Below are 12,085 nucleotides of genomic sequence, written 5' to 3' on the forward strand. Positions count from 1 at the left end.
GCCCGATTCCCGCCGGCGGGGATTTCCTGCTTTTGCGTTTCTGCCTTTCGGCTTTCGCGCTCCCCGACTTTAGCAGATGCTTTCCGTCGGATTTACCGCACCGCTGTGGGCACGCACGTCTCCGTGGCGTTCTCGTCGCGGGGGTTGGCCCAACGTACTGGAGGCGCCCGGTCGGAGCAAATCGGGGGTGGCGTGCGGTGGCGTGGTGTGCCGGGCCTCAAGGGGGTGGCAGACTTGAGTGGTCTGGACCACTTGCTTGGAGGCTTCATCATGACGACTGTCTCGTCGCCCCTGACCGGGCGCGTCATCGGTCTGGCCGCGGTGCCCGACCCCGTGTTCTCCGGTGCCATGGTGGGGCCCGGCACGGCGATCGACCCCGTGCGCGAGCCGTCGGTGGCCGTGTCCCCGGTGGACGGTGTGGTCGTGTCCCTGCACGCGCACGCGTTCGTCGTGGTGGACGCGGACGGGCACGGGGTGCTGACCCATCTCGGCATCGACACGGTGCAGCTGAACGGCGAGGGCTTCGAGGTGCTCGTCAACAAGGGCGACACCGTGGTGCGCGGCCAGGAGATGGTGCGCTGGGACCCCGCGGCGGTCGAGGCCGCCGGCAAGTCCCCGGTGTGCCCGGTGGTGGCGCTCGAGGCGGCGGCCGAGGCGCTGACCGGTCTCGTCGAGGACGGAGAGGTGACCGCCGGGGCCACGCTCTTCTCTTGGACGTAGCCTTTTCGGCAAGGCCACTCCCGACGCATACACACAGGCAACGCGGTCGCGAGCGTCCGCGACAACCGGAGACGGGTGAGATGGAGACAACGCTGCGAGGCGTCGGTGTCAGCCACGGCGTGGCGATCGGCGAGGTACGGCACATGGGGACCGCGGTTCTCGAGCCTCCGGCCAAGCAGATTCCGGCCGACGAGGCGCCGCGGGAGCAGGCCCGGGCGCGTCAGGCGGTCGAGGCGGTGGCCAACGACCTGATCGCGCGCGGCAACCTGGCCGGCGGCGAGGCCCAGGCGGTGCTGGAGGCCCAGGCGCTGATGGCGCAGGACCCCGAGCTGATGGCCGACGTGGAGCGCCGTATCGCGGTGGGCAGCTCGGCGGAGCGCGCGGTGTACGACGCGTTCGCCTCCTACCGTGCGCTGCTCGCCAACGCGGGCGAGTACCTGGCGGGGCGCGTCGCGGATCTGGACGACGTCCGCAACCGGATCGTGGCGCGGCTGCTCGGGGTGCCGATGCCCGGTGTCCCGGACAGCGACGAGCCGTACGTGCTGATCGCGCGGGACCTGGCGCCGGCCGACACCGCGTTGCTGGACCCGTCGCTGGTGCTCGGCTTCGTGACCGAGGAGGGCGGGCCGACCAGCCACAGCGCGATCCTCGCGCGTGCGCTGGGGGTGCCCGCCGTGGTGGCGCTGCCGGGCGCCACGGAGCTGGCGGAGGGCACGGTCATCGCCGTGGACGGCAGCACCGGCGACATCTACGTCGACCCGGACAAGGACCGGCGGGCCGAGCTGGCGAAGGCCGCGGCGGAGCGCAGGGCTGCGCTCGCCGCGACCTCGGGGCCGGGTGCCACGTCGGACGGGCACAAGGTGCCGCTGCTGGCGAACGTCGGCGGTCCCGCGGACGTCGAGGCGGCCGTGAAGGCGGGCGCGGAGGGCGTGGGTCTGTTCCGCACGGAGTTCCTCTTCCTGGACGACTCCCGGAACGCGCCGTCGGAGGAGAAGCAGGTCGAGGCGTACCGGCAGGTGCTGGAGGCCTTTCCCGAGGGCCGGGTCGTGGTCCGGGTGCTGGACGCGGGTGCCGACAAGCCGCTGGAGTTCCTGACGCCCGCGGACGAGCCGAACCCGGCGCTGGGCGTGCGGGGCCTGCGGACGCTGCTCGCCCACCCCGATGTGCTGCACACGCAGCTGCGGGCGCTCGCCAGGGCCGCCGAGGGCCTGCCGGTGTACCTCGAGGTCATGGCACCGATGGTGGCGGACCGCATCGACGCCAAGGCGTTCGCGGACGCGTGCCGGGAAGCCGGGCTGCACGCGAAGTTCGGCGCGATGGTGGAGATCCCGTCGGCGGCCCTGCGGGCACGGTCGATCCTGCAGGAGGTCGAGTTCCTCTCGCTGGGGACGAACGACCTGGCGCAGTACACCTTCGCGGCGGACCGGCAGGTCGGTTCGGTGTCGCGGCTGCAGGATCCGTGGCAGCCGGCGCTGCTGGACCTGGTGTCCGCGGCGGCCGAGGCCGCGCGGGCCGAGGGCAAGAGCTGCGGTGTCTGCGGTGAGGCGGCCTCCGATCCGCTGCTGGCGTGCGTGCTGACGGGTCTGGGCGTGACGAGCCTGTCGATGGGCGCGGCGTCGATCCCCTACGTGCGGGCGACGCTGGCGAAGTACACCCTGGCGCAGTGCGAGCGGGCGGCGGCGGCCGCCCGGGCGACCGACACGGCCGACGAGGCGCGGCGCGCGGCGCAGGCGGTGCTGTCCGGGGAGTGATCGCTTCCCGTCCTCCCGAGGGGCGCCCCTCGGCGTTCCCGGGCTCCGCCGTGCTCAGTCGTCCTCCGGCGGCGGGAGGACGAATCCCGGGCGGTGGACGACGCCGGGCTCCGGGGGGACGGGGTCGCCGGACTCGGCGTCGGTGCAGTAGGCGTTGAAGACCTGCGCCTCGGTGAGGGGTTGGAGCCAGCCGTCGCGCAGCGTCCAGCCGCGGACTTCGTCCGGGCGGTCGGGCGGGGGCTGGCCGGTGCCCGTGCCGCTGCGCAGGACGAGGCCGCCGGGGCTGTCCTCGGCGAGCCCGGCGGCGATGACGGTGCAGCAGACCAGGGCCTCGGCCTCGACGAGGTGGACCATGCCCTGCTCGTCGCAGCGGGCGTGCATGGCGGCGAGCAGTGTGGTGCCCTCGGCGGGCACGCTGCACACGAGGTGGTGGTGGCCGGGCCCCGCGGCTTCGAGGAGGCGCATCAGGGCCTGGGAGGCGCGGTCGAAGGAGGTGCGGGCGAGGTCGTCGCCGCAGCCGGCGCAGTCCCCGGCGCGGGCCAGGATGCCGGAGGCCCGTTCCCAGGTGGCCTGGCGGCCCGCCTCGTACTCGAGCTCGGTGACGAGGTGTTCCAGGGGCTGTCCCGCGTAGGGGACGGTCGGGCCGGCCGTGGTGACGTCGGCGGCGTACCGCGTGCGGGAGCGTGAGCTGTCGGGGTCGTGGCCGGTGTCGGCGCAGTACTCGGCGTACTCGGCCGGGTCGAAGGGCCCGACGCGGACGTGGATGCCACGGGAGGCGAGGGACCGCAGCAGGCCCTCGATCTGCCGCAGGTAGCTCGCGTGGTCGTCGAAGGTGAAACTGCGGTAGCCGCGCATGGCGACGAAGTCGGCGGGGTCGGTGAGGACGGCGACGGTGGTCGGTGACTCGCGGCGCAGGGTGCGGCGGCCGGTCCTCGCGGTGCGGCGGGCGGGGCGGCTGCTCAGCTTGCGGTGCTTGGTGTGTGCCATGACGGCTCCCCCTCGGTACGGCGGTCAACTGTCACTCACCGTAGTCGCCACCACTGACAGTGACGGTCCCGCTGGGGATCACGGGGGTCTTCCGGGCCTCGGGCCCGGGGCGTTCGGCGGCGTCCAGCCGGTCCAGACGGCGGCGTACGAGGGTGCGCTGGCCGACGGAGACGGCGGCGAGGCCGGCGCCGAGGCCGAGCCAGCCGAGCGGGCCCGCCGCCATGACGGCGGAGGTGAGCAGGACCGGGCCGGCCGAGCGCTGGGCCGACTGCGCGAGTCCGTGGACGCCGAGGTACGCGCCCTGGGACCGGCCGGGGGCGAGGGCGAGGGACAACTCCCAGGAGATCGCGGCGTGGACGATCTCCGCGGCGGTGAAGGCCGTGGCGGCGACGACGAGGGCGACCACGGCGGTCCCCGTCGAGTCCACGGCCGAGACGGCCATGGCGCCGCCCGCGACGAGGAAGGCGACGCCGAGCAGCGGCAGGGAGGCGGCGGCCCTGCGGGGTTCGTCCCCGAGGCGGCTGAGGCGGACCTGGAAGAGCACGACGAGGACGTTGTTGAGCACGAAGAGCAGGGCGACGAGGCTGTGCGGGGCGACGGTCGCGGTGGCGATCCACAGGGGCAGGCCGATGTTGAGCGCCGTGTCGTCGAGCAACAGCAGGGTCTCGGTGGCGGTGTACGCGAGGTAGCCGCGGTCGCGCCAGGGGCTGGTGGCCGGGGTCTTCGTCCGGGGCGGTTCCCCGCCGGTGGCGGCGGGTGCGCCGGCCACCACGCGTACGGGGGACGGCGGTTCTGCGCAGCGCAGGACGAGCAGGGCGGCGCCGGCGAAGGAGAGGGCGTCCCCGATGAGCATGGTGCGGTAGGCGGTGTCGGTGCCGATGGCCAGGGCGACGGCGGCGGCGAGGCCGCCGATGCCGAAGCCGATGTTGACCACGGTGCGCTGGAGGGCCTGGTAGCGGACGCGGTCCGGGCCCGCGACGCGTGCGGCGTACAGCTTGGTGAGGACCGAGGCGGCGCGGTCGCCGAGGCTGCCGAGCGCGGCGATGGGCAGCAGGAGCCAGAGGGTGCCGGTGAGCAGGATGCCGAGGGCGGCCGCGGCACGCAGGGCGTGGACGGCCGGGAGCAGCCGGGTGAGCGGGACGCGGTCCGCGACCCGGCCCGCGACGGGGGTGCCCGCGATGCCGACGGCACCGGCGACGCCGAGCAGGAGGCCGATCTCGTGCGGGGCGAGTCCGGCGACGTAGGTGTAGTAGAGCGCCGAAGTGCCGTACCAGAGACCGGATCCGGCCTTGTCGGTGAGGCTCACCCAGAGCATGCGGCGGCCGTCGCGGCCGCCCGGTACGAGGTCCTCGATGTCGCTGCGGCTGCGAGGGAATCGCATGCACTGCCCCCTTGACCCGAAGTTTGTATTGATACATACTTATGAATGTGGCAGCACAATATGCGATCAGCGGCACGAGCGCCAAGGGCATTGCCGCGTCCGTCGAACGGGGCGTGGCCGACGGGGCGTTGTCCCCCGGGGCCGCGCTCCCGCCGGTACGGACGCTGGCCGATCGCCTGGGAGTCAGTCCCGGCACGGTGGCGACCGCCTACAAGGAGCTCCGGCAGCGCGGGATCGTCGTCACGCGCGGACGCGGCGGCACCGTCGTCGCACAGGCGCCGGCCGTGGCGTCCAGGAGGCCGCCGAAGGTGCCCGCCGGACTGCGGGACCTGGCGGGCGGCCACCCGGACCCGGCGTTCCTGCCGGAACTGCCGCCGTCGGTGCAGGTGACGCCCGGGGCGCGCTCGCACCGGTCGGCTCCGCGCCTTCCCGAGCTGGAGGAGCTGACCCGCGCGTGGTTCGACCGCGACGGCGTGCCGGCGGACGACGTGACGTTCACGCACAGCGCGCTCGACTGCCTCGGGCGGCTGCTCTCCGTCGAACTGCGGCCCGGCGACGCGGTGGCGATGGAGGATCCGGGCTACCACCATCTGCTCGACCTGGTGCCCGCGCTGGGACTGCGCATGCTGCCGGTCGCGGTCGACGACGAGGGCATGCGGCCCGAGGCGCTGCACGACGCGCTGCGGGCCGGGGCGCGGGCGGTGGTGTGCAGTCCGCGCTCCCAGAACCCGTACGGCGGGTGCTTCTCGCCGGAGCGGCGGGACGCGCTGCTCGGCGTGGTGCGGGAGGCGCCCGACGTCCTCGTGGTCGAGAACGACCACGCCGCGGACATCGCGGGAGTGCCGCTGCACAGCCTGACCTCAGGGGGGCTGCCGCGCTGGGCGCAGGTGCGCACGGTCACCAAGTACCTGGGCACGGACCTGCGGTGGGCGGCCCTCGCCTGCGACCCGACGACGCTGGCGCGGCACGACGGACGGCTGCTGCTGACCTCGGGGTGGATCAGTCATGTGCTGCAGGGGATGGCCGCGCGGCTGATGACGGACGCGGCGGCACGGCTGCTGGTGGAGGCCGCCCGGGACGCGTACGCGGAGCGGCGGGAGGCGCTCGTCGGCGAGCTGGAGGAGCGCGGGATCGCGGCGCACGGGGCGAGCGGGCTGAACGTGTGGGTGCCGGTGCGGGACGAGGCGGCGGTGGTGAACGGCCTGCGGTCGCGCGGGTGGTGGGTGGCCGCCGGGGCGCGGTTCCGGCTGGCGGCCGGGCCCGGCGTACGCATCACGACCGCGGAGCTGCGGCCCGTAGACGCGAGGGTGCTGGCCGCCGACTTCGCCGGCGTGCTCGGGGAGTTCGGCGCGACGTACGGGGGGTGAGGGGGGCCGGGCCCCGCCTCACCCCCGCGGGCGCTCAGCTGCGGGTGCGGGCCAGGTCCGCGTAGAACGTGAGCAGCCCCAGGTCGTCGACCGAGCCCGGGTTGACCGCCTTGTCCAGCGGCGTGCCCTGCAGCAGCTTCTTCACCGGGACCTCGATGCGCTTGCCGGTGAGGGTGTGCGGGATGCCGGGGACCGGGATGATCTCGTCGGGGACGTGGCGGGGGGAGAGCTGCTCGCGAATGGTGCGCTTGACCTTGTCGCGGAGGGCGTCGTCGAGCACCGCGCCCTCGGCGAGCTGGACGAAAAGCGGCATCCAGTAACCGCCGTCGGGCTGCTCGACGCCGATGACGAGCGACTCGCGGATCTCCGGGAGCCGTTCGACGGCCTCGTAGATGTCGGCGGAGCCCATGCGGACGCCCTGGCGGTTGAGGGTGGAGTCGGAGCGGCCGTGGATGACCACCGTGCCGCGCGAGGTCAGGGTGATCCAGTCGCCGTGCCGCCAGACGCCCGGGAACATCTCGAAGTAACTGTCGTGGTAGCGGCTGCCGTCGGGGTCGTTCCAGAAGTGGATGGGCATCGACGGCATGGGGTTGGTGACGACCAGCTCGCCGACCTCGTCGGTGACCGGCTTGCCGTACGGGTCCCAGGCCTGGAGATCGGTGCCGAGGCAGGGGGCCTGGAGCTCGCCGATGTACACCGGCAGGGTCGGGACGCCGCCGGCGAAGCAGCTGCACACGTCGGTGCCGCCGCTGACGGAGGCGATCCACAGGTCCTCCTTGACCTCGTCGTGGATCCAGCGGAAGCCGTCCGGCGGGAGCGGGGAGCCGGTGGTGGCCACGCACCTGACGGCCGACAGGTCGTGGTCGCGGCCGGGGTGGACGCCGGCCTTGCGGCAGGCGATGACGTAGGCGGCGGAGGTACCGAAGACGGTGGTGCCGGTGCGTTCGGCGACGCCCCACTGGGCGCCGGTGTCGGGGAAGCCGGGGCTGCCGTCGTACAGGACGATCGTGGAGCCCGCGAGCAGGCCGCCCACGAGGAAGTTCCACATCATCCAGCCGGTGGAGGTGTACCAGAAGAAGCGGTCCTGCGGCCCGAGGTCCATGTGGAGCCCGGTCTGCTTCAGGTGCTCCAGCAGGATGCCGCCCTGGGACTGGACGATGGCCTTGGGCAGGCCGGTGGTGCCGGAGGAGTACAGCACCCACAGCGGGTGGTCGAACGGGACCTGCTCGTAGACCGGTTCCCGGTCGCCGGAGACCAGGGCGTCCCACTCCAGGGCGCCCTCGGGCACGGGCGTGCCCAGCAACGGGATGTGCACGACGGCGCGCAGCGAGGGCAGCTCGGCGCGCAGCTCGGCGACGACGCCGGTGCGGTCGTGCTCCTTGCCGCCGTAGCGGTAGCCGTCGACGGTGAACAGCACGACGGGCTCGACCTGCTGGAAGCGGTCCAGCACGCTGCGGGCCCCGAAGTCCGGGGCGCAGGAGGTCCACACGCCGCCGACGGCGGCGGTGGCGAGCAGGGCGACGACGGCCTGGGGGACGTTGGGCAGGTAGCCGCTGACCCGGTCGCCCGGGCGGACGCCGAGAACGCGCAGCTCGTGGGCGAGGGAGGCGACCTGGCGGCGCAGCTCGGCCCAGCTGGTGGAGCCGGTCTCGTGCCGCTCGTCGAGGTGGAGCAGGGCGGGCTCACCGGCCCGGGCGGCGTCGCCGGCGGGACGCAGGGCGTGCTCGGCGTAGTTGAGCGTGGCCCCGGGGAACCACTTCGCGCCGGGCATGGCGGCGTCGGCGAGGACGGTCTCGTACGGGGAGGAGAAGCGCACGTCGAACCACTCGACGACGGACCGCCAGAAGGTCCCGGGCTCGCGCACCGACCAGGCGTGCAGCGCGTGGTAGCCGGCGACGGGGTCGGCGGTGTCGGGGGCGGGCGCGCCGTGGTGCTCGGCGGCCCAGGCCTGGAAGCGCGTCACCTGGGCACCGGAGACTCGGTCCGGGCCGGGCTGCCACAACGGCTGCTCGGTCGCCGGGTCGGCGGTGGGCTCAGGTGTGGTGCTCATGGGGCGGCTCCCGGACGGTACGCGACGCTGCGTGATGTGCGGCTGGACCCCGGCCGGGCGGAATGTCCCCGGTCGCGGCTGGGCAGGACGATGCCACGTGATCGTCTCCGGCGCCAGGGCACACCCCACACATTCGAGGGTGGAAGCATGTGCCGGGCCGCCAGGTGGAAGGTGGCCGGCCGGCGGCGGGGCGGGCGGGAACGGTGAAAGGGTGGGCCTTATGGATGCTCGGGACCTGGTGCGACAGGTACGGCAGGTCGGATCGGCGAACGGGCTGAGGGCGGTGCGCGCGGCGTGGCGCCGGCAACGCACCGACGCACGGGACCTCCCGCGGCGGGGGCCGGAGCGGGCGCGGGTGCCAGGGTCCGCCGAGGGCGCGGATCCGCTGCCGGGCGGCGGGGTGGTCCGCTTCGCCCGGTCGACCCTGCGGGTGCGGGTCGCGGCGGGCGGCGCGGTGTTCTGCGGCTGGGACGGTGCCGAGCCGGAGCCGTCGTACGCGCTGGACGGCGGCTGCCCCGACGCCGACACCCGGGCGGTCATCGAGCCCGACAAGGACGGCTGGCGGGTGGTCTCGGAGCGGATCACTGTGCTGGTCTCCCGGCACGGGGCGGTGGAGTTCCGCACGCCGGGGGGCGTGCTGCTGCGTCGTGACCTGCCGCCGCGCTGGTGGGACCCGGTGAACGCGGCGGAGGGCACGGAACCGCGCTGGGTGCAGCGCTCGGAGACGCCGGCGGACGCGGACGTGTTCGGGCTCGGCGGGCGGGCCTCGGGGCCGCGGCTGGGCGAGGGCGCGTACCGGCTGTGGAACACCGACCCCGGCGGCGCCTTCGAGCCGGAGACCGATCCGCTGTACATCACCATGCCGCTGCAGCTGGTCGTCGCCGACGCGGGCAGCCATCTGCTCTTCCACGACAACACCTGGGACGGCCGGGTGACCCTGCGCGACGGCGAGGAGGGCGCGGGATCCGGTCACGACCGCCCCGGCGGCTGCGAGACGCGGATGGACGGCGGCCCGCTGCGCTACTGGGTGATCCCCGGCACTCCCGCGCGGATCCTGGCCTCCTGGACCGCGCTGACCGGCCGGCCCGCGCTGCCGCCGCGCTGGGCGCTGGGGTACCAGCACGCGCGGTGGGGCTTCGGCACGGCGGCGGAGGTACGGCGGGTCGCGGCCGGTTACCGCGAGCGCGAACTGCCGCTGTCGGCGCTGCACCTGGACATCGACCACTACGACGGCCACCGGGTCTTCACCGTCGACCGCGAGCACTTCCCCGACCTGCCCGCGCTCGCCGAGGAGTTGCGCGGGCACGGGGTGCGCCTGGTCTCGATCGTGGACCCGGCGGTCAAGCTGGAGCCGGGCAACCCGGTCCACGACAGCGGGGCCGCTGCCGACGCCTTCGTGCGCGACGCGCAGGGGCGTCCGGTGCGCGGCGTGGTGTGGCCGGGCGACGCGGTCTTCCCCGACTTCACCGACCCGCGGGTGCGCAAGTGGTGGGGCGGGCTCTACGCGGAACGGCTCGCCCAGGGCTTCGCCGGGGTGTGGCACGACATGAACGAACCGGTGTCCTTCGCCGCGTTCGGCGACACCACCCTCCCCCGCTCCGCCCGGCACGCCCTGGAGGGCCGCGGCGGCGACCACCGCGAGGCGCACAACGTGTACGGGCTGACCATGGCCCAGGCCGGACACGAGGGGCTGCGTGAACTGCGCCCCGACTCCCGGCCGTTCCTGTTCTCGCGCTCCGGCTGGGCGGGCATGCAGCGGTACGGCGGCACGTGGTCGGGCGACGTGTCGACGGGGTGGCCGGGGCTGCGTTCCTCGTTGTCGCTGGTGCTGGGGCTCGGCCTGTGCGGGGTGCCGTACTCGGGGCCGGACGTGGGCGGGTTCACCGGGAGCCCGTCGCCGGAGCTGTACCTGCGCTGGTTCCAGATGGCCGCGTACTTCCCGTTCTTCCGCACGCACTCGGCGATCCACGCCGGTCACCGCGAGCCGTGGGGGTTCGGGCCGCAAGTGCTGGAGGCGGCCGGGGCGGCGATGCGCGGGCGGGAGCGGCTGATGCCGTACCTGTACACGCTGGCGCACACCGCGCGGCGTTCGGGCGCGCCCTATGTGCGGCCGGTGTGGTGGGGCGATCCGGAGGACCGCAAGCTGCGCGCCTGCGGGGACGCCTTCCTGCTGGGGGACGCACTGCTGGTGGCGCCGGTGCTGGAGCAGGGGGCAACGGAACGGGCGGTGCGGCTGCCGCGGGGCCTGTGGTACGACACGGCGACCGGGGAGGCGTACCAGGGGCCCGGGCAGGTGCTGTTGCCCGCGCCGCCGGAGCGCATCCCGGTGCTGGCCAGGGCCGGTGCCGTGGTGCCGGTGGCGGAGGAGGACGGCACCGTGACGCTGGAGGTGTGGACGCCCGCACCCGGGCGCACCGGGGGCGGCATGCTGATCACCGACGCCGGGGACGGCTGGGCCGACCCGCGGGTGGAGCGCTTCGGCTCGCGGGTGGCGGACGGCGAGGTCGTCGTGGAGCGTGAGGAGCACGACGAGGTGGGGTACCGGGTGCGGGTCCGCGGCACGGCGGTGCGGTAGCTGCCCGTTCGGTGGCGGCGGTTCGGTGGCGGCGGTTCAGTAGCGGCCGTCGAACCAGTTGCGCACCGCCTCGGTGTGCAGCGGGAAGGCCAGTTCCGCGGGGGCGAGGAGGAGTTCCCGGCCGTCGGTCTCGTCGGTGACGACGGCGGGCGGGAGGTCCTCGGCGGCACGCTCGGGCAGGAGGCCGAAGACCAGCAGGTGCCCGGTGTCGCCGCTGAGGGCGTCGGCGAGCCGTACCTCGCCCGCGGCCGCCTTGATGCCGGTCTCCTCGTCGAGTTCGCGGACGACGGCCTCCTGCCACGTCTCGCCGAGGTCCACGAAGCCGCCGGGAAGGGCGAGCAGTCCGCGCCGCGGCTCGATGGCCCGGCGCACGAGGAGCAGACCGGTGCCCTCCGGGGTGCGCACGGGCAGCAGGGCGACGGCGACCGGGAGCGGGTTGCGGTACGTGATGCCGCCGCAGGCCGCGCAGGTGCGCGGCCAGCCCGCGCCGGGGGCGAACTCCGTACCGCAGTAGGAGCAGTGGCTGTCCTTCTGACGAGTGGTCACGCGCGGACTGTAGCCGACCGTGTCCGGGGGACCGGCCGGTTCCGTACGGCTGCCCGGGCACGGGTGTCGTGCGGAGCCCTGTCCGTGGCGGCGGGTGAGAGGGCACACTGGCGTCCGTGACACCCGAATCCCTCGGAAAAGGCGCCAATCTGCCGGTTCCCGTGCCCGCCGTGCGGGCCGTGCTCGACTGGACCGCGGGTCCCGGCGTGCCCGACGTCGACGCCTCGGCGCTGCTGCTGAGCGGCGACGGGCGCGTGCGCTCGGACGCCGACTTCGTGTTCTACAACCAGCCCGCGCACGCCTCCGGCGCCGTGCGGCACGCCGGTAAGCAGGCGGGTCCCGGACCGGCCTCGGACGCGCTCGACGTGGACCTGGCCCGTGTGGAGCCGGCGGTCGAACGGATCGTGCTGTGCGCCTCCGCGGACGGCGGCACCTTCGGTCAGGTGCCGGGGTTGCGGCTGCGGCTGCTGGACGCGCGCAACGGGGCCGAGATCGCGCGGTTCGACATGGGGGCGACGACGGAGACGGCGTTCCTCGGCGGTGAGCTGTACCGGCGCGAGGGGGTCTGGAAGTTCCGCGCCGTCGGGCAGGGGTGGAACTCCGGACTGGCCGGGCTCGCCACGGACTTCGGGATCACCGTGGACGCGCCGCGGCCGCCCGCACCGGCGCCCGCCCCGACTCCCCCTGCGCCGTGTCGTACCACAGGCC

The 12,085-nt window shown here is 74.4% G+C and carries 9 protein-coding genes; 5 read left to right on the plus strand and 4 right to left on the minus strand.

Annotated features, from left to right (window positions below; all coding sequences use genetic code 11):
• Positions 1-270: 270 nt before the first annotated feature.
• Positions 271-720, plus strand: coding sequence for a PTS sugar transporter subunit IIA (locus PV350_RS38925; protein WP_499510571.1), 450 nt, complete (start codon positions 271-273; stop codon positions 718-720).
• 80 nt (positions 721-800) lie between these two features.
• On the plus strand, positions 801-2,471 hold the full coding sequence (gene ptsP / locus PV350_RS38930) for a phosphoenolpyruvate--protein phosphotransferase (RefSeq protein ID WP_500338162.1): 1,671 nt from the start codon (positions 801-803) through the stop codon (positions 2,469-2,471).
• 54 nt (positions 2,472-2,525) lie between these two features.
• Here ptsP and PV350_RS38935 read toward each other — a convergent pair whose 3' ends face one another.
• Both PV350_RS38935 and PV350_RS38940 read right to left on the minus strand, forming a co-directional pair.
• Complete coding sequence (locus PV350_RS38935; RefSeq protein ID WP_499510573.1) at positions 2,526-3,458, minus strand: DUF8829 domain-containing protein; 933 nt, start codon at positions 3,456-3,458, stop codon at positions 2,526-2,528.
• A 31-nt stretch (positions 3,459-3,489) separates the two neighbouring features.
• Positions 3,490-4,839, minus strand: a complete 1,350-nt coding sequence (locus PV350_RS38940; protein WP_499510574.1) for an MFS transporter — start codon at positions 4,837-4,839, stop codon at positions 3,490-3,492.
• 41 nt (positions 4,840-4,880) lie between these two features.
• On the opposite strand from PV350_RS38940, the gene PV350_RS38945 reads away from it, so the two are divergent.
• Entirely contained in the window at positions 4,881-6,206 is a 1,326-nt protein-coding gene (locus tag PV350_RS38945) for an aminotransferase class I/II-fold pyridoxal phosphate-dependent enzyme (protein ID WP_500338165.1), read from the plus strand.
• Positions 6,207-6,240: 34 nt separating this feature from the next.
• Here the strand turns inward: PV350_RS38945 and PV350_RS38950 are convergent, their stop codons facing one another.
• Entirely contained in the window at positions 6,241-8,256 is a 2,016-nt protein-coding gene (locus tag PV350_RS38950; RefSeq protein WP_500338166.1) for an acetoacetate--CoA ligase, read from the minus strand.
• Positions 8,257-8,476: 220 nt separating this feature from the next.
• On the opposite strand from PV350_RS38950, the gene PV350_RS38955 reads away from it, so the two are divergent.
• Positions 8,477-10,831, plus strand: coding sequence for a glycoside hydrolase family 31 protein (locus PV350_RS38955; protein ID WP_500338168.1), 2,355 nt, complete (start codon positions 8,477-8,479; stop codon positions 10,829-10,831).
• Between the two features lie 36 nt (positions 10,832-10,867).
• Here PV350_RS38955 and PV350_RS38960 read toward each other — a convergent pair whose 3' ends face one another.
• Positions 10,868-11,377: an NUDIX domain-containing protein gene (locus PV350_RS38960; RefSeq protein WP_500338169.1), complete on the minus strand. Its 510-nt coding sequence runs from the start codon at positions 11,375-11,377 to the stop codon at positions 10,868-10,870.
• Positions 11,378-11,493: 116 nt separating this feature from the next.
• On the opposite strand from PV350_RS38960, the gene PV350_RS38965 reads away from it, so the two are divergent.
• Positions 11,494-12,085 (plus strand): TerD family protein (locus PV350_RS38965; RefSeq protein WP_500338171.1); only part of this gene is annotated, 592 nt, incomplete at its 3' end.

The organism is Streptomyces sp. PA03-6a, from assembly GCF_033792765.1.
Taxonomy (GTDB): Bacteria; Actinomycetota; Actinomycetes; order Streptomycetales; family Streptomycetaceae; genus Actinacidiphila.

What these genes read in the sequence shown, in the direction of transcription:
- PV350_RS38925 (WP_499510571.1), top strand. Translation starts at nt 271, where the DNA reads ATGACGACTGTCTCGTCGCCCCTGACCGGGCGCGTCATCGGTCTGGCC.
- ptsP (WP_500338162.1), top strand. Translation starts at nt 801, where the DNA reads ATGGAGACAACGCTGCGAGGCGTCGGTGTCAGCCACGGCGTGGCGATC.
- PV350_RS38935 (WP_499510573.1), bottom strand. Translation starts at nt 3,458, where the DNA reads ATGGCACACACCAAGCACCGCAAGCTGAGCAGCCGCCCCGCCCGCCGC.
- PV350_RS38940 (WP_499510574.1), bottom strand. Translation starts at nt 4,839, where the DNA reads ATGCGATTCCCTCGCAGCCGCAGCGACATCGAGGACCTCGTACCGGGC.
- PV350_RS38945 (WP_500338165.1), top strand. Translation starts at nt 4,881, where the DNA reads ATGAATGTGGCAGCACAATATGCGATCAGCGGCACGAGCGCCAAGGGC.
- PV350_RS38950 (WP_500338166.1), bottom strand. Translation starts at nt 8,256, where the DNA reads ATGAGCACCACACCTGAGCCCACCGCCGACCCGGCGACCGAGCAGCCG.
- PV350_RS38955 (WP_500338168.1), top strand. Translation starts at nt 8,477, where the DNA reads ATGGATGCTCGGGACCTGGTGCGACAGGTACGGCAGGTCGGATCGGCG.